At 65.6% G+C, this 16,810-nt stretch carries 14 protein-coding genes; 6 read left to right on the top strand and 8 right to left on the bottom strand.

Features of this window, described 5'->3' with window-relative positions; translation table 11 throughout:
• Window positions 1–33 precede the first annotated feature (33 nt).
• Together HG800_RS13635 and HG800_RS13630 are read left to right on the top strand one after the other, a co-directional pair.
• Entirely contained in the window at window positions 34–954 is a 921-nt protein-coding gene (locus HG800_RS13635) for an aminotransferase class IV (RefSeq protein ID WP_206352267.1), read from the top strand.
• 4 nt (window positions 955–958) lie between these two features.
• Complete coding sequence (locus tag HG800_RS13630) at window positions 959–1,834, top strand: hypothetical protein (protein WP_169977192.1); 876 nt, start codon at window positions 959–961, stop codon at window positions 1,832–1,834.
• Here HG800_RS13630 and HG800_RS13625 read toward each other — a convergent pair.
• From HG800_RS13625 to HG800_RS13600, 6 genes are all read right to left on the bottom strand, one after another.
• Complete coding sequence (locus HG800_RS13625) at window positions 1,715–2,776, bottom strand: ABC transporter permease (RefSeq protein WP_169977191.1); 1,062 nt, start codon at window positions 2,774–2,776, stop codon at window positions 1,715–1,717. The two genes, HG800_RS13630 and HG800_RS13625, sit on opposite strands and share 120 nt — an antisense overlap.
• A gap of 73 nt (window positions 2,777–2,849) precedes the next feature.
• The gene (locus tag HG800_RS13620) at window positions 2,850–3,758 is read right to left on the bottom strand and encodes a hypothetical protein (protein ID WP_169977190.1); all 909 of its coding nucleotides are present in this window, start codon (window positions 3,756–3,758) and stop codon (window positions 2,850–2,852) included.
• Between the two features lie 131 nt (window positions 3,759–3,889).
• Window positions 3,890–4,915 (bottom strand): ABC transporter ATP-binding protein, encoded by a 1,026-nt coding sequence (locus tag HG800_RS13615; protein WP_169977189.1) that lies wholly within the window; start codon window positions 4,913–4,915, stop codon window positions 3,890–3,892.
• A 92-nt stretch (window positions 4,916–5,007) separates the two neighbouring features.
• A complete protein-coding gene (locus HG800_RS13610; protein ID WP_169977188.1) occupies window positions 5,008–5,472 on the bottom strand; it encodes a hypothetical protein in 465 nt (154 codons plus the stop codon).
• 13 nt (window positions 5,473–5,485) lie between these two features.
• Window positions 5,486–7,543, bottom strand: a complete 2,058-nt coding sequence (locus tag HG800_RS13605; RefSeq protein WP_169977187.1) for a DUF6798 domain-containing protein — start codon at window positions 7,541–7,543, stop codon at window positions 5,486–5,488.
• 80 nt (window positions 7,544–7,623) lie between these two features.
• On the bottom strand, window positions 7,624–8,430 hold the full coding sequence (locus HG800_RS13600) for a CvpA family protein (RefSeq protein ID WP_169977186.1): 807 nt from the start codon (window positions 8,428–8,430) through the stop codon (window positions 7,624–7,626).
• Window positions 8,431–8,858: 428 nt separating this feature from the next.
• On the opposite strand from HG800_RS13600, the gene HG800_RS13595 reads away from it, so the two are divergent.
• The 3 genes from HG800_RS13595 (at window position 8,859) to HG800_RS13585 (ending at window position 11,894) form a co-directional block, all read left to right on the top strand.
• Window positions 8,859–9,773 carry an MlaE family ABC transporter permease gene (locus HG800_RS13595; protein WP_169977185.1) on the top strand — a complete coding sequence of 305 codons (915 nt, stop codon included), beginning with the start codon at window positions 8,859–8,861 and terminating at the stop codon, window positions 9,771–9,773.
• 26 nt (window positions 9,774–9,799) lie between these two features.
• A complete protein-coding gene (locus HG800_RS13590; RefSeq protein ID WP_169977184.1) occupies window positions 9,800–10,654 on the top strand; it encodes an ABC transporter ATP-binding protein in 855 nt (284 codons plus the stop codon).
• Window positions 10,655–10,778: 124 nt separating this feature from the next.
• Complete coding sequence (locus HG800_RS13585; protein ID WP_169977183.1) at window positions 10,779–11,894, top strand: MlaD family protein; 1,116 nt, start codon at window positions 10,779–10,781, stop codon at window positions 11,892–11,894.
• Between the two features lie 241 nt (window positions 11,895–12,135).
• Here HG800_RS13585 and katG read toward each other — a convergent pair whose 3' ends face one another.
• A complete protein-coding gene (gene katG, locus HG800_RS13580) occupies window positions 12,136–14,367 on the bottom strand; it encodes a catalase/peroxidase HPI (RefSeq protein WP_169977441.1) in 2,232 nt (743 codons plus the stop codon).
• Window positions 14,368–14,746: 379 nt separating this feature from the next.
• On the opposite strand from katG, the gene HG800_RS13575 reads away from it, so the two are divergent.
• Complete coding sequence (locus HG800_RS13575) at window positions 14,747–15,637, top strand: LysR family transcriptional regulator (protein ID WP_169977182.1); 891 nt, start codon at window positions 14,747–14,749, stop codon at window positions 15,635–15,637.
• Between the two features lie 72 nt (window positions 15,638–15,709).
• Here HG800_RS13575 and HG800_RS13570 read toward each other — a convergent pair whose 3' ends face one another.
• A complete protein-coding gene (locus HG800_RS13570; protein ID WP_169977181.1) occupies window positions 15,710–16,597 on the bottom strand; it encodes a HEAT repeat domain-containing protein in 888 nt (295 codons plus the stop codon).
• Window positions 16,598–16,810: the final 213 nt, after the last annotated feature.

Raw genomic sequence — 16,810 nt, 5'->3', positions numbered from 1 at the left:
TTCGCTCTGATGCCTGCCAACGAGAGTCCGACCATGTCGTCCATTGAGCCTCTGGCCTGCCTCAACGGTGAGCAGATGCCTGCCTCCGAGGCCAAGATCCCGGTCTGGGACCGCGGTTTCCTGTTCGGCGACGCCATTTATGAAGTGATGCGGCTGTACAGCGGCCGGATGTGGCTGGAGGCCGAGCACGTCGCCCGCCTGACGCGCAGCCTGAACGAGATGAGGATCGAAGGGGTCGATTTCGAGGCGTTGACCGGACGGATTCATCGGACCATTGCCGCGAGCGGGATCGAGGAAGGGACGGTATACATTCAGATCAGCCGGGGGGTTGCCCCGCGTCGTCATCGATTCCCGGAGCCGGGGACCCCGCCGACGGAGCTGATCATCGTCGGGCCGTATGACGACTCGAGCACCGCCGAGCGTCGGCAAACGGGCGTCCCCGTGGTCAGTTATCCCGACCTGCGGTGGAAGCGCTGCGACGTGAAGTCGGTCAACCTGCTCGGCAACGTACTGGCCAACGAGGCGGCGCACCAGGGGGGTTGCATCGAGGCGGTGCTGGTGGATCGGGACGGGATCGTGACGGAGGCGACGCATTCGTCGTTGCTCTGGGTGCGGGACGGTCGGCTGGAAGGGACGCCGGAAGGGCCAGGGATCTTGCCGGGGACGAGCCGGGGGTTCATCCTGAAGCTGGCCGAGTCGCTCGGCATTCCATTTGCCGAGGCGACGATTCGCTTCGACGACCTGACCCGGGCCGACGAGGTGATGCTCAGCGGCACGACCCTGGAGATCGTTCCCGTGACCCGGATCGACGACGCAACGATCGGCGACGGCACGCCGGGGCCGATTGCTCAACGCCTTGTGACCGGCTTCGCCGAGGCGGTCCGGCGCTTCCGGGACGGCCTGGAACCGATCGCGACCGGGTCGCCGGTCGGTGCCTCCAGCGCGGGAGCCTGACCCCTTGGCCGCGCCTCCCCCGACGCCCGAACCCTCGCCGAACCTGGCCGAAGCCGACGTGCTTGCCGCCTCGGGCACGAGCCTGGAGGAACCGCTGCACCCGCTCGACGCGCATGCCGTGCGGGCCCCGGTGCCGAAGACGGCCGGGATCTGGGCCATCGTGCTGACCGAGGACGAGGCGAAGGCCGAGGCGGTCGCGGAGCGGTTGCGCCAGTTGCTCAGCGGCCGGGGGCGGCCGTTGCGGATCATCGTCGAGCCGTACAAGTACGAGTCGCGGGCCGTCCGGCTGAAACGGGCGCTGCAGGGGGCGGATCTGCCGCTTGTGCTGGTGACCACGGCGATGGAGCCGTGGACCGAGGCTCATTTGAACCCGTTGCTCAAGGCGATCGACCACGCCGATCATGTGCTTGGCCGGCGTCGGCGATCGTTTCTGGGTCGGGTGGTGCGGTGGTTGGCCTGCCGACCGTGGGCGTTTCTGTTTGCGATCCCGTTGCGAGACGTGCACTCGCCGTGTCGCCTGCACCGCAGGGAGGCGCTGGAGGTGTTGCCGCCGCAATCGTCGTCGCGGTTCCTCGACGTGGAGCTGCTGGCCAAGGCGTCGTTCTTCGTGCAGCTCGTAGATGAGGAAGACGTTCCCCCGATGCCCGATGCTCCCGGTCCTGCGGGTTTTTGGGGGGATTTCCTGGAAGTCTTCCTTCACCCGGTCATTCGATTCGAATCGGAACCGGCGCCCGATCCGAAACCGGAACCGGCGCCCGATTCAGTTCCAGCGGAAGATCCGCAGGGCGATGACGAAGGTGACAACCGCCCAGGTAGCGAGGACAAGGAGGTTCGAGCCGACGTCCACCAGGCCCGCCCCTTCGAGGATCACGCGCCGTAGGCCGTCGACCAGTTGCGTGAGCGGCAGGGCCTTGATGAACGGGAGCATGGCCTCGGGGAAGCGTTCGTAGGAGAAGAAGACCCCCGAGAAGAGCCACATCGGGATCATCACGAGGTTCATCAGGCCGCTGACGGTTTCGGTGGTTTGCGCCCGGCTGGCGACCAGAAGGCCGATTCCGGCGAACGCGAGCGCGCCGACCACGTCCATCAAGATCACCAGGCCAAGATTCCCCCGGATCGGCATGCCGAAGCCGACGACGCCGAGCGTCAGGAGGATGGCCAGATCCGGGATGAGGAAGGTGATCCGGGCGCCGAGGATCGCCAGGAGGAAATTGCGGCGGGGCATCGGCGTGGCCTGGAACCGCTTGAGCAGCTTGCCGATGCGGAAGTTGACGAGCAAGAAGCCGATTCCCCAGAGGCCGCCGCCCATGGCGTTGACGCCGATCAATCCGGGGATGAGGAAGTCGATATAACGTGATCCGGGTTCGTCGATGATGGCGTTGGTGGTTTCGGCCACGTCTTCGCGACCGAGGGCCCGTTGATAGGCGTCATCGAACGCGGCCCGGGCAGCGAGCGCTTCGGGCCGGGTGGGATCGTAGCGGTAGCTCACCGCGTTCGGTCCGGTCGGCTCGACGACGAGGGGGGTCTGGCCGCGTTGGAGCCGCAGGTCGGCCTCCTCCGGCCCGACGAGATTGAGGGCGACGCCGACCCGCCCGTCTTCCGGATCGACGGCCGAGGCGACGAGGCCGAAGATCGTCCGGGCCTCGCCAGTATCGACCACGTCGACGACGACCACCTCGGGCGCTCCCGAGTTGAACGCCAGGCCGAGCACCACGGCCAGGACGATCGGGAAGCCGTAGACCCAGAAGATCCGCGCCGGCTGGCGGTAGAACTCGCGGAGCCGGGCCAGATACAGTTGCCAGAGGGAGGAGGAGCGGGGCATGAGAAGGGTATTCGTCCAGGGTGATTGTGCGGTCTGAAAGGCCAGACTGGGAATGGGTCGGGGCAACGATTCCTTACTTGAACCCTTCCACTGGCTTCAAGTCCACGAATGATTGATTCGGCAAGAGCCAATGGAGCCGGGCATGGCCGTCGTTCCCCGGCTCGATCTTCGCCACGCCATGCCGCATCCCGATGAAGATCGTCCCGGCTGGGGTGACGACCATGGAATTGGGGTAAAGTCCTTGCCAGAAAACCTCTTCGATCAAGGTTGTGATGGTCTTGGCGGCGGGATCGACCCGGATCAGCCGCTCGGATGTCGCGACGATGAACCGGCCGTCGGCGTCCTCTGCGAGGACTTCGGGGGCTTGGCCCAGGTCGAGGGATCGTTCGGCCTGCCAACGGCCGCCGGGGGCGTGCACCATCCGGAGAAGCTGACCCGAGTCATCGGCTCCGTGGGCCAGACCCTCGATGGCCCAGATGCCGGTTTCGGTCCGGAGGAAGCCGTTGATCCAGGCTTCCCCGAGCTTCACTCGCTGGCTCCCGTCGGGCGAGAACCACCAGAGCCCTGCACCGAACTCCCCGCCGTTGAAACCGACCAGCCAGCCGTCGATCACCCTGATCGCATACCTCCGGCCCGCGAGCCCTTCGCGAGAGGAACCCGGCTCGATGACGAAGGGGAGCGGGTCCATCTCCTCGCTCCTCACGTCGCGCCGATCGACCCGAGGCTGGCCGTCGCGGAGCGAGACGACCCATTCATACTCGAAGTTATTTTCAGCCGCCCACCAGCGTTCGGATTCGAGTTGGGGAGGCTCAGTGGCGATCCACTGTCTCAGGTCATCGGGGAAGTCATCGCCTGATTGGCACTCGCCCGGCAAGAACAGGCTCACGATGATCGCGGCAATCGTGCCAGTCCAGCTCCCACCCTCGAAGGATGCGTTGTAAGTGGCCCCGGTTGCTCGCCAACCGGGGCGGCGCAGCCGCACGAGGGGACGGGGGGCCGCACCGAAACCGCTCGTCGCTCCGCGACCCCGGTTGACGAGCAACCGGGGCCACCCGGGAGAAACCCACCCTATTTCATTGGAAGCGGTACCAGGCATGTTCAAAGGATCGCACATTACCCCGCCCTCGACCGGCGTCGGCGGCCTCGGCCGGTGGGGGAGGCCTCGCCGTTGGGTTCGATGCCGTCTTCGCGGAGGTGGCGGCCGGTGAGGGCGACGAAGACGTCTTCGAGGCTGACGCGGCGGGTGGTGAGGCGGAGCAAGGGGCGTCCCTGGGCTTCGAGGCGATCGAGCAGGGCCGGGATGGCGGCGTGGGGCTCGTGGACGGCGAGGGCGAAGGCGTCCCCTTCGGTCCGGGAGGTGGCGACGCTGGGGAGGTCGGCGAAGGCTTCGGGAAGCAAGGCGGGGCCGTCGCCGCCGAGGCTGAACTCGATGATATGCTCGCCGCCGAGCCGGGCGATCAACTCGTCGGGCGTGCCGAGGGCGATGACCTTGCCGTGGTCAACGATGGCGATCCGGTCGCAGAGGCGTTCGGCCTCGTCCATGTAGTGGGTGGTGAGGACGATGGTTCGGCCTCGGTGGCGGAGGCTGCGGATCACGTCCCAGAGCTGGCGGCGGGCCTGGGGGTCGAGGCCGGTCGTCGGCTCGTCGAAGAAAAGGAGTTCGGGATCGCCGACCAGGGCCAGGGCGACGGCAAGCCGGCGCTGCTGGCCGCCGGAGAGGGTCTCGACGTAGGCGTCGGCCTTGGCCTCCAGCGAGACGAGCGGCATGAGGGCATCGGGATCGGGACCGGAGCGGTAGAAGCTTTGAAAGAGCTGGAGCAGTTCGCGGACGGTCATCTTTTCGGGAAAGCGCGTTTCCTGAAGCGTCACGCCGATGCGGTCGCGGATGGCGTCGGCATCGGTCTCCCAGCGGCGGCCGAGGACCTCGACCTCGCCGCTGGTGGCGTCGTTCAGGCCTTCAAGGATCTCGACCGTGGTGGTTTTGCCCGCGCCGTTGGGTCCGAGCAGGCCGAAGCATTCGCCGGAGAGGACCTCCAGATCCAGCCCATCGACCGCGACCACGGGGCCGGTGCGAGCGGGATAGACCTTGCGGAGGTTCTGGACGCGGATGGCCAGGTCGCCGGGGGCGGGGAGGGTCATGGGGGGGAACTCGGGGCCGGACAAATCAATCGTCACATCCGGGCCATCATTCTAGTCTCCGACTCAGACTCCGCCCAGCCGGGGCTACGGGATCAATCTTGAGGACGAGACTCAAGGCGGCCGAACGGCCGTGCGAGGCAGGCGAACGAGACGACCCCGGCCGCCCCACCCAAGTCGTCGAACCCAGCCTGCGCAAGGGCCAGGTCGATCGCATTCGCCAGGGATTCTTCGTCTTCGTCGTCGGATTCCTCGTCCTCGTCGTCTGGCCCGAACGAATGGACGACCAGCCCGTTCTCAAGGAGATCGGCCGCCCGATCGCCGACGCGGTCGTCCCACCGCATGGCGACGATGGGCCCCACCTTCTGAGAAAGCGCGCGCGCGGCCCGACTCACCCAATCGAGCGTCTCGGCGGAGATCCGATTCCCGGCAACGGCCATCGACCGGTTCAGTGAAATCCGGATCACGTCCACGCCCTCGGCGAAGGGAATTCGCGAGAGCTCCTCTTGCAGCCTTTCCACCGGGATCGGGGCGACGAGACAGGTGAATGCGTAGCCCACGGCCGAGTCCTCCTCAATCGCGGATCACGCCGCCGGTCGCAAGACGACCGGGCTCCGGTCGACCGTGGACATCCTCGACGGAGCGTACTCGATAGATCGCGTAACGGCCATCGACCCGGAGCAGCTCCAGGGACCGATCTTCTGCATCGTCGGCACCGGGAGCGGCGGCCAGGACGTAATCGGCTCCCTGGCGTCGGGCGAGGGCGGCGCGGTCGGCGTCGGGCATCTCCTGGTAGCGGCGTTCGAGGGCGTGGCGATCGGTTAGGTAAGCGCGGGCGAAGGAGGCGACATCGCCGTTGAAACCGACGTGATCGGCGAATCGGGAGGCCCAGTCGGCCAGTCCGCGGCCGTCGTAGGGGCTGGCGGCGCGGTTGAAGGCGACCTCGCGTCGCGACCAGAGGCGGAAGGTTTTTGGCCCCGGAGGGCCGATGAAGCGGGCGTCGGGAGGGGTGTGCGATCGAGCCCAGAGGGCCAGGCGTTCCACGTCGTCGGTCGGAGTTTCGGCGAACCGGCATCGGCTGATGAGGGCCTCGCGAGCGGTTTGTAGCCAGGCGGGGCCGTCGGCGGGCAGGATCGAAGCGAGGACGGCCAGCACGGGCACGGCAAAGGAGAGGACCGTCACACGGATTGCCCGGCCAAGGGTCCAGGCGGGCACGTGTCTGATTCGAAGACGCCAGGCTCCGACGAGGATCGCGCCGCCGATTCCGAGCAACACAGGAACATATCCCGCGTCGGGGTCGTGGCGGAACAGGTAGGCCATGCCCCCGGCGAGGATCGCCAGGGCACAGGAAAGGGCGAGGCGAGGGAATCGAATGTGATCACCGAGGGTCCAGGTCAGCTCGGTGGCGACGGCAAGGACCATCGCCCCGTCGCTCCCGAGGCCCGAAACGAGCAACGCGGCGCGGACGATGCCCGCGAAATCACCGCGGACGGCGAGCGAACGGACCCGTTCGGCGATGACCACGAGGCAAAGCCCCCGAACGACGGTCGCCATCCGGAAGGGCTGGAAGATGGTGACTCGGGGGTCGCCAATCACCTCGATCGCCACCCAGGCCGCCGCCAGGGCAAGAAGGAGAATTCCGATCAGCGCCGCCGCCCGGTTTCGAGCCACGGAAAACGGCCGCCCGAGATCGCAGAGCGTGACGCCCGCCAGGGCCACATAGCCAAACCAGGCGAGCCACTGCATCGGCCGCCAGAGGTGCGGCAGCATGTGCTGCGGACCCTGGACGGTGAAGCTCAGCACGCGGAAGGTTTCCGGGTCGAGCCCCGCAAACAGGGCCGCCTTTTGCGGGGCCTGGATCAGCACCGTCGGCAGCAGGGCCACGGCAAGGGCGGTCAGGCCGAGGGCCGACGAGCGCCGGTCCATCGCCAATCGCCCCGGCACGATCAGACCCAGCAGCCAGCCGGCGGCGAGGAGCATCCCCAGTTGCATCCCAAGCGCAGGATGGACGAGACCCGCCAGGCCAATCAGCCCGGCGATGGCCAATGCGATCATCCCGCTGCCCCGGACAGGGGGAGAGGGGGGCCGGAGGCCGGGTGAGGGGGCGTTCGAACGAAGGTGGAAGCCGCGGAGGAAGAGGGCAAGGGCCACCCATCCCAGGCCGAAGGCGATGAGGCGGTCGAGCAGCATCGGCTCGAACAGGTGATTGGTGCCGATGTTGCCTGCATCGGCGAGCAAGAGGAGGGCGACGGCAAGGACGCCGACCCACTCTCCCGAACCGGGCCAGATCGCCCTGGCGAGCGATCGGACGCCGAGGCAGGTCACTGCGTAGGTCAGCGCGTAAAGCAGGAACAAGGCGGCAGGGAGGCCGATCAGGCGGCTTGGGCCGTCAAGGAGGGTGAGATAACCCCGGTGAGGGTTGAAGGCATCGAAGGCCCGGACGAACGGGTCATCGGCGAAGACGGCGGGGTCTTGCTGATGCAGGAGCAAGGGAAGCCGATACGCCTGATCGCCGTCGAGCGAGCGATACCCGCCGAGGCTGAGGGAGAGCCCGAACAGAAGGGCGTAGGCCATCCAGGTCGGGGCGGGTCGAACGTGAGGCCGGTCGAGCTCGGGCGATCCGTCGCGCATGGAAACTCTCCCCCCGGTCCTCCATCCTGCGAGGATGCCCGGTCAGGGGAGTGTGCCGACGATCGCCGAGGGGGTCAAGCTCAGCGAGGGACGAGGTTGCGCAGGGCGTCGAGCTTTTCCAGGTCGCGGCGGACCTCGTCCAATGCGCTCTGCAAATCCTTTGGCCCGTCGGCCGAGGGCTTTGCTTCGACCGCCAGAGGGGCCGGCCGACGGGCCGGGGCGCGGGCCTGGGATTCGGGCTCGGAGGAATCAACGGCAAAGGCGCGTCGGGAATCGTTTGGCGCGTCATCCGAGTCAGCATCGGCATCGGCGTCTGAGGCCCCGAGCCCCATCTGACGGACGTGAGAGACGAGGGCCTGCACCGGCTCGGCATCCCAGATCCGCCGAGCCGGTTCGTAACGTGCTGACAGGGCAAGCACATACGACGTTTCAACCTGTTCGCCAACCCAGCCGCCCGAGGCGACGTAATCGGGCGTGTACGGCTGGATGGCCGCGACCAAAAAGGCCACGACAACTGCTCCCTTGGCCGCGCCGAGCAAAGCGCCGGCCGATTGATCCCCGCGATGCGACGGTCCGGCCACTCCCGAGGCCGAGCGATCGCGGGCGATCCGACGCCGAGAGGCCATCACGATGGCCGTGGCCACCCCGGTCAAGACGACGAAGGCCACGACGAGCGCCACCCACCAGAGCAGGCGGTCGAGCAAATCGGGGCTCATCGAGGTCAGGCGAGCGGCGACGATCGGCCGGGCCAGGTCGCGGAGCGGAGCGGCGAGGTAGATGCCTCCGATCAAGCCCCCGATGCGGATCGCCTGCGCGAAGAACCCTCGGAACCAGCCCCGAAGGGCGGCGATCAGCACCATCGCACTGAGGATGACGTCCATACCCATCGCAGTCTCATCCTTCCGCCCAGGCAACGCGCAACCAATCCTGTTATTGACGTGTTCGCTCTTGGGAGGCGGATCTTGAGGGAAAACCCGCTCGCGGCCCATTCCCGACGATCGGCGAGGCGTCCGATGAGTCATGCAGAGGCGATGCCTCGGCGGTTCGATTCGATCATTCCCCAGTTCGGCCCATCGCACAAGGGCGACTGGCCGGGCAGGACACCCCTTCGATCCTCTCGTTGTCCATTGTTCCAGATCTTCGGCTTGCCAACGGCGCTGGATCGCAGAGAATGGGAGTTGGGATCATCCGAGCCGCTCGATTGAGGACGCCGGTCATCCCCCGCACGGAGGCAAGCCCCTCGCCCGGACACCCGCCACGGCCGACCCCGACCGACCGACTTCAGCGATCGGGCCGAGGGCCAGGAACTCGCGTCATGGAAGCCACAACCGCCGACGCCCCAACGTCTTCCTCGTCGTCCACGACTCCGGCGGGCTCGTCACCCCCGGAGCAGCTCCCGACGCCGGCGCGTCCCCCGGAGGATTCGCCGGTCCAGAAGCTGGGGGAGCAATTCTTCGACACGGTGGCCGAGATCGGCAACGTCGCGGTCTTCTCGGCCCTGACGTTCATGTGGATGGTCCGTCGGCGGCCGAGGTGGGGGACCCTGGTGCCGAATTTCTACCTGATCGGCGTCAAGAGCATGCCGGTGGTGGCGATTACGGGGATGTTCATCGGCATGGTGCTGGCCGTACAGGCGCACCGGCAGTTCGCGGCGATGGGGATGGAAACGCGGCTGGGGTCGGTGATCAACATCTCGCTGGTCAAGGAGCTAGGGCCGGTTCTGGCCGCGACGATGCTCGCCGGTCGGGTCGGGTCGGCCATGGCCGCCGAGCTGGGCACGATGCGCGTAACCGAGCAGATCGACGCGCTCGACGTGCTCGGCGCGAACCCGATCGCCTATCTGGCCGTCCCGAGGTTGCTGGCCTGCGTGCTCTTGATTCCCTTGCTCACGCTGATGGCCGACTTCATGGGGATTATTGGCGGGGCGGTCGTGGCCACGCAGATGCTCGGGGTTGATTCATACCATTACTGGGCGCATTCGAGGTCGTACGTCGGCGGGATCGACATTTTCGCCGGGGTGTTCAAGAGCTACTTCTTCGGCGCGGCGATCGCCCTGATCAGCTGCCATCGCGGCTTCAACTGCTCGGCCGGAGCCGAGGGGGTGGGCAAGGCGGCGACCGAGGCGTTTGTGACGTCGTTCGTGGCCATCCTCTTTCTCGATTTCTGCCTCGGCCTGACCTGGAACAAGTTCTACATCGCGATCTGGCCCGAGGCCGACACCCTGGTCTGAGGCAACCCGAGGGGATTCGCACGCCGATGAGCAACACCTCGCCCAGCCCGTCCACGGCCCCCGTTGCCGGCTCGACCGAAGGGGCCGAGCCGGTCATCGCGCTGGAAGGGATTGGCATGACCTTCCGGCATCAGCAGGTGTTGCGGGACGTAACGATCCGGGTGCCCAAGGGGCAGACGCTCTGCATCATCGGCGAGAGCGGTTGCGGCAAGACGGTCCTGTTAAAGCTCATGATCGGTCTGATGCGACCGACCGAGGGGACGGTGTTGTTTGAAGGGATGGACCTGAACCGCCTGAGTTCCTACGAATTGAACCAGGTGCGACTCCGATTTGGTTTCCTCTTTCAGATGGCCGCCCTGTTCGACAGCCTGACCATTTACGACAACGTCGCCTTCGGCCCCCGAGAGCACGGGCTGTACGACGAGCGGATGCTCCGCCGGATCGTCCACGAACGGCTTCGAGAAGTCGGCCTGCCGATCGGGATTGAACCGAAGAAGCCCGCCGAGCTGTCGGGAGGTCAACGCAAGCGCGTCGGCCTGGCCCGGGCATTGGCGCTCGATCCGCAGGTGATGCTCTACGACGAGCCGACCACGGGGCTCGACCCGATCATGAGCGACGTGATCAACGAGCTGATCCTCCAAACCCAGCGCACGAAGCACACGACCGGCGTGGTGGTGACGCACGACATGAAGACCGTCACCAAGGTCGCCGACCGGGTGATCATGCTCTACCCGCTCGCCCGGCTCAAACCGGACGAGCCCCAGATTCTTTACGATGGCCCCCCCGACGCCCTGGAGGACCACCCCGACCCCCGCGTTCGCCAGTTTGTTCGGGGCGAGGCCGGCGAACGCCTGAGCGAGTTGAACAACGCTCGCGGCTGAGCAATTCGCCTCGGGGAGTCAAGGAAATCCGGATCGGCAACACGAATACTCCCCACCCGAGCCGCTGACCAGGCATACTTGGATCACGCAACACGAGTCACCACCCCGCGCGAGAGGAGCGACCATGAACGAACGTGTGATGCAATTCCGGATCGGCATGTTCGTCATTGTCGCCGGCATGGTCCTGACGATGCTGATCGTCTGGTTCGAGGCCCCTGCCCTGATCAAGGAACGGCATTTCGTGACCGTTTACTTTCCCGAGGCCCCGGGGGTCAATCGCGGCATCCCGGTGCGGAAAAGTGGCGTTCGGGTGGGGGAGGTGTTCGCCTTTACCTTCACCGAGCCGGACCAGCCCGAAGGAGTCCTCGTTACCCTCTCGCTCGACCCGAACTACATGATCCGAGAAGGGACCACCCCCCGGCTCGGCCGGGCCCTGATTGGCGACGTGGCGATCGACCTGATCTCCGGCACGGGATCGGAGCCGTTGAAGACCTTCGACTCGCCCGACGAGGCGATCCGCGAGGACCGATGGATTACCGGACTCGTTGCCACCGACCCGTTCTTGTTGCTGACCGACGCCACCAAGATCTTCGAGCAGGCCGATAGCACGATGGTCGCCATCGAGGCCGCCGCCACGAACCTCTCGGCGATCGTTGGCAAGGCCGATTCGCTGGACGAGTTCCTCACCACCTGGGGCAACACCGGCCGCAGTATCGAGATGGTCGCCAACGACCTCGGCCGGGTGCTGGAGGAGAACGAGGCCGAGATCAAGCCAACGGTCGCCACCATTCGGAGCGTCGCCGAGAAGCTCGACTCGGCCTTCGACGACGCCACGAAAGATCAGGTGAAGATGACGCTCAACCGCGTGGCCTCGGCCTCCGAGCGCCTCGACGTGCTGCTGGCCGACCTGCAGCCGATCGCCGCCGAGCTGAAGGCCGGCCCCGGGGACAGCCCCCGCACGAACCTCGGCCAGGCCCTCTTCCGCGCCAACAAGATCGCCTACGACATCAGCGTTCTGACCGCCTATCTCCACGACGGTCAGGGACGATTAAACACGAAGGGGACCATCCAGCGTCTCGTGTCCGACCCCCAGCTTTACGAGGACCTCCGCCTCGTCCTCCGATCGGCCGATGCCGCCGCCAACGACGCCCGGTCCGTCCTGCGGACCTTCGGCTCCTTCGCCGAGAAGATTTCCAGAGACCCCGGGCTGATCAGCACCGGAGTGCTTAACGGGCGGTAAGGCAAACTGGGCCTCAAACGCTACCGCCAGCCGTTCTCGCGTAGTACCGCTTCCACCCTCAAGAGATGCAGTGTCCCTTTGCTTTGGGTGGCCCCGGTTGCTCGCCAACCGGGGCCACCCAGGACAACGCGGCGACGCATCATTTGAGGATGGAAGGTCTACTCCAAACAAAAACACTTCCAGGACGTTGCATCGTCCTGGAAGTGTGCGAATAGCGATTGATTCTGATGCGATGCGAGGATCACTGCTGCTGCAGCGCAACGACCTGCGGCTTCGATCGCTGGCTCGGTTCGAGGTCGAAGCGGTCGAGGTTCATGACCTTGGTCCAGGCGGCGACGAAGTCGTTGACGAACTTCTCCTGGCCACCTTCGCTCGCATAAACCTCGGCGATGGCCCGCAGTTGCGAGTTTGAGCCGAAGACGAGGTCGACCGCGGTGGCCGTCCACTTCACGTCGCCGGTCGCGCTGTCACGACCTTCGAAGAAGTGTTCACACATGGGAGAAACCTGCCACTCGGTCCCCATGTCGAGCAGGTTGACGAAGAAGTCGTTCGTCAGGGTGCCGGGACGTTCGGTGAGGATGCCGAGATCGGCCAGCGGGCCGCTGCCGGAGTTGGTTGCGAGGGCTCGCATGCCGCCGATGAGGACGGTCATCTCCGGGGCGGTCAGCGTCAGGAGCTGGGCGCGATCGACGAGCAGTTCCTCGGCGGGCCGGTCGATGTCCCTGGCGAAGAAGTTGCGGAAGCCGTCGGACTTCGGCTCAAGGTAGGCGATCGACTCGACCTCGGTCATTTCCTGGGTGGCGTCGGTGCGGCCGGGGATGAAGGGGACCTGGATGTCGTGGCCGGCCTTCTTCGCGGCTTCCTCGATGGCGGCGGAGCCGCCGAGCACGATCAGGTCGGCAAGGGAAACCTTGGTGTCGTCGGTCTGGGCGTCGTTGAATTCCTTCTGGATGGTTTCCAGGGTCGCCAGGACCTTGGCAAGCTTGGCCGGTTCGTTGACCGCCCAGTCCTTCTGAGGGGCGAGGCGAATGCGGGCGCCGTTGGCTCCGCCGCGCTTGTCACTGCCGCGGAAGGTGGAGGCCGAGGCCCAGGCGGTTGACGCCAGATCGGAGATCGACAGACCGGAGGCAAGCAGCTTGTTCTTGAGTTCGGCGATGTCCTCGTCGTCGATCAAGGCGTGATCAACCGGCGGGACCGGGTCTTGCCAGATCTGCGGCTCGGCCACTTCAGGCCCGAGCAGGCGAGAGACGGGGCCCATGTCGCGGTGGGTGAGCTTGTACCAGGCCTTGGCGAAGGCGAGCCGGAACTCCTCGGGATTCTCGTGGAAACGCTTCGAGATTTCACCGTAGGCCGGGTCCATCTTCAGGGCCAGGTCGGTGGTGAACATCATCGGGGCGTGGGACTTCGTCGGGTCGTGGGCATCGGGCACGGTGTCCTTGGCCGATTCCTCCTTCGGGGTCCACTGCCAGGCACCGGCGGGGCTCTTGGTCAGCTCCCAGTCGTAGCCGAAGAGGTTGTCGAAGTAGCCGTTCGACCACTCGGTCGGGGTGGAGGTCCAGGCCCCTTCGAGGCCGCTGGTGATGGTGTCAACGCCCTTGCCGCTCTTGTAGCGGTTCTTCCAGCCGAGCCCTTGCTCCTGAAGGCTGGCTCCCTCCGGAGCGGGTCCGACATTGTCGGCACTGGCGGCGCCGTGGGCCTTGCCGAAGGTGTGGCCGCCGGCGATGAGGGCGACGGTTTCCTCGTCGTTCATGGCCATGCGGCCGAAAGTTTCGCGGATGTCCCGAGCGGCGGCGATCGGATCAGGCTTGCCGTTCGGGCCTTCGGGGTTGACGTAGATCAGGCCCATCTGGACGGCGGCCAGCGGGTTTTCCAGCTCGCGGTCACCGCTGTACCGCTTGTCGCCGAGCCATTCGCTTTCGGGACCCCAGTAAATATCTTCCTGAGGCTCCCAGACGTCTTCGCGGCCACCGGCGAAGCCGAAGGTTTCGAATCCCATTGATTCGAGCGCGACGTTGCCGGTCAGGACCATCAGGTCGGCCCATGAAATTTTGTTGCCGTACTTCTGCTTGATCGGCCAGAGGAGCCGTCGGGCCTTGTCGAGGTTGGCGTTGTCGGGCCAGCTATTCAGGGGGGCGAACCTCTGGGTGCCGTAGCCGGCGCCGCCTCGGCCGTCGGAAACGCGATAGGTGCCGGCGCTGTGCCAGGCCATGCGGATGAACAGGGGGCCGTAGTGCCCATAGTCGGCTGGCCACCAGTCCTGAGAGGTGGTCATCAATTCACGGAGGTCGTTTTTCACGGCTTCCAGATCGAGCTTCTGGAATTCCTCCGCATAATTGAAGTCCGCTCCCATCGGATTGCTTTTCTGGGAGTTCTGATGAAGGATCGCCAGGTTCAACTGGTTCGGCCACCAGTCGCCGTTTGACATCGACCCGGCCGCGGTGTTCCGGGCCTGAGGAGGGTTGACGTTGCCCATCACCGGGCAGGCTTCGATGCCCTGCGCCTCCTCAACCTGGAAGACCGTCGCAATGGGTGCATTGGGGGTGGTGGTAGCGGCAGCCGCAGGAAGCTCGCCACCTTTCCGGGGAACGGCTGGGGTCTGGACAAAGCCGATCGACGTGACAAGCAACGCCCCGGCACAACAGAAAGAAAGGGTTCGCAACGCCATCAGATGTTCTCCTTTCGGCCGACAATTCGCACGACCGTCGAAGCGAGTGCTGCAGAGAGGTGTTCGAGGCTGCCCCCATCGGCTCGCAAACCTCGACTGTTGCAGTATGACGAGGCGGCGCCAATAATCCCAATGCATTCTTCGTCTTCTTACGATGCACCCGGTGCATCGCACACTGAGGTGATTGATGGACCTCGATCAGTTGAGGTATTTCCTCCGCGTCGCCGATCGACAGAACTTCACGAGAGCCGCGGAGGATCTGTCGATCTCGCAGTCGGCGTTGAGCCGGTCGATTCAGAAGCTGGAGGAGGAACTCGGTCAGCCGGTCTTCGAGCGGAAAACGCGATCCGTTTCCCTGACCGACGCGGGCACCCTGCTGCAAGCCCGAGCCCAACAGGTGCTCACCATTCTCGAAGATACAAAAGCTGAAATTACCGACGACGGTCAAAGCGGTCGGGTGCGGGTGGGAGCGATCCCAACCATCGCCCCCTACTTCCTGCCGGGAGTGCTTCGGCAGTTCTCGAAGGCGTTTCCGAAGGCCACGCTGATTGTGCAGGAACACACGACCGACGCCTTGCTCAAGAGCTGCACGCAGGGGGAGATTGATCTGGCCATCCTTGCCTTGCCCGTCCCGGCCAGGTATCTCGAATTCGAAGAACTGTTCGAGGAAGAACTGCTACTGGTCCTTCCCCCTGATCATCCGTTGGTGGAGAAGGAGAAAATCCGGCTCAAAGATGTGGAAGTCTATCCCTTCGTGCTGCTCGACGAGGCGCACTGCCTGTCCGATACGATCGTGTCGTTTTGTCGCCAGCGGTCGTTTCAGCCTGTCGCCGTCGAGCGGACCAGTCAGCTGGCGATGGTGCAGGAGCTGGTCTCCCTGTCGCATGGCGTGTCGATGATTCCGGCCATGGCTCGCGAGCTTGATCAGACGGATCGCCGCGTCTATCGATCGTTCTCGGGGCAAAAGCCGACGCGCAGCGTGGCCGTCATCTGGAACCCCTATCGCTTTCAGAGCCGCCTGATTCACGCCTTTCGAGACGCCTTGCGACGCTCAAAGGGGGGCGTGTCGCACTCGTGACGCGAGGGAGCACTGGGGTCGACTCGACCGACCCCAGCGCCCGACGGGTTCTCACGCGGGATCGGGAATCGCTTACCGCGGTCGGCCGATGGTGAAGATGCGGATCGGCCTGGCTGCGCGAGCCGGAGGCCGAGGGGGTTCCTCGACCCCGCGAGACGCTCCGAACGGCGAAACCGACGGAGGAGTCGGCAACGGCAAGACGTCGGGAGGGGCGACCTCGACCGGCGCTTCGAGCTCGAACGGTTCGATGGACCGGGGCAACAGTTCGGGCCGGGCGTTCGGGTCGGGCAAGACGGGGATGTCGGAACGAGACGGTTCCGTCACGTCAGCCGGCGGCAAGGTGGGCACCCGACGTTCGTAGAGCGGTGCGACCCGATCATACGGGACCTCTCCGTAAACCCGAGGAGCCCGCAACGGCGGCAGCGTCTCGATCTCAACCTCGTACTCGACCGGCAAGGGAGTGCCGACGACCTCTCCCACGACCGCGATCGGCGCACAGACCGAGCAGCCCGACCCACAGCCCCGGTCGATCCGATCGAGAGCCTTGCGTGCCCGTCTTCGGGTCCAGAAGTCCGAATCGCTGATGGCCGCCTGCTCCAGCGCCACCTGGGCCGTCGGGTCACATGGGTGGAGCTTTGCCAGGGTCTCTGCGACCGCCTTGCGCACCTTTTTCTCGCAGTCGTTGATCAAGACGTCGGCCAGCACCGGCACCATCTCCGGGTGGCATTGCCAGTCATAGCTCCTGAGCGACCGAGCCGCATCGACGCGCTGCGACGCACTCACGTGATACTGGAGCACTTCCAGCAGATTGTGAACCTTGATCACCTCCGATTCGCAACGCAGGCAACAGTCTGCCCCCCCGAACGCATGCCGGTCTTTCTTCAAGCAGTCGAACAATCCCAGCCCTCCGACCGTCAACTGGATCGTCAGGACTGCCACGCTCGTCAAGGTTGTCATCATCGTGATGCTTGCTCCTCGGTCGAGGTCGTTCCGTTCGTCCCGATCGGGAGTCGATCATTCGCTCCGACCGACACCTCCACTCTACCCCGCCATCCCCGAGAACACAAAGAATCATCCTAATCAACCCAATCATCCCAGACTTCCAGAGGCGATGCCGGTGAATCGAGCCAGCGGGCGAGGATCGGGTGAGGACTCGGGCGTTTCGGCTCGGTC

The organism is Tautonia rosea (assembly GCF_012958305.1).
GTDB lineage: Bacteria > Planctomycetota > Planctomycetia > Isosphaerales > Isosphaeraceae > Tautonia > Tautonia rosea.
This window is presented reverse-complemented; position numbering and strand designations above follow the sequence as displayed.

Bases quoted from the DNA above. Each gene is read 5' to 3' on its own strand.
- HG800_RS13615 (WP_169977189.1), bottom strand. From the start codon at position 4,915: ATGACCCTCCCCGCCCCCGGCGACCTGGCCATCCGCGTCCAGAACCTC.
- HG800_RS13595 (WP_169977185.1), top strand. From the start codon at position 8,859: ATGGAAGCCACAACCGCCGACGCCCCAACGTCTTCCTCGTCGTCCACG.
- HG800_RS13625 (WP_169977191.1), bottom strand. From the start codon at position 2,776: ATGCCCCGCTCCTCCTCCCTCTGGCAACTGTATCTGGCCCGGCTCCGC.
- HG800_RS13605 (WP_169977187.1), bottom strand. From the start codon at position 7,543: ATGCGCGACGGATCGCCCGAGCTCGACCGGCCTCACGTTCGACCCGCC.
- katG (WP_169977441.1), bottom strand. From the start codon at position 14,367: ATGGGCAACGTCAACCCTCCTCAGGCCCGGAACACCGCGGCCGGGTCG.
- HG800_RS13635 (WP_206352267.1), top strand. From the start codon at position 34: ATGTCGTCCATTGAGCCTCTGGCCTGCCTCAACGGTGAGCAGATGCCT.
- HG800_RS13585 (WP_169977183.1), top strand. From the start codon at position 10,779: ATGAACGAACGTGTGATGCAATTCCGGATCGGCATGTTCGTCATTGTC.
- HG800_RS13600 (WP_169977186.1), bottom strand. From the start codon at position 8,430: ATGGGTATGGACGTCATCCTCAGTGCGATGGTGCTGATCGCCGCCCTT.
- HG800_RS13570 (WP_169977181.1), bottom strand. From the start codon at position 16,597: ATGATGACAACCTTGACGAGCGTGGCAGTCCTGACGATCCAGTTGACG.
- HG800_RS13575 (WP_169977182.1), top strand. From the start codon at position 14,747: ATGGACCTCGATCAGTTGAGGTATTTCCTCCGCGTCGCCGATCGACAG.
- HG800_RS13590 (WP_169977184.1), top strand. From the start codon at position 9,800: ATGAGCAACACCTCGCCCAGCCCGTCCACGGCCCCCGTTGCCGGCTCG.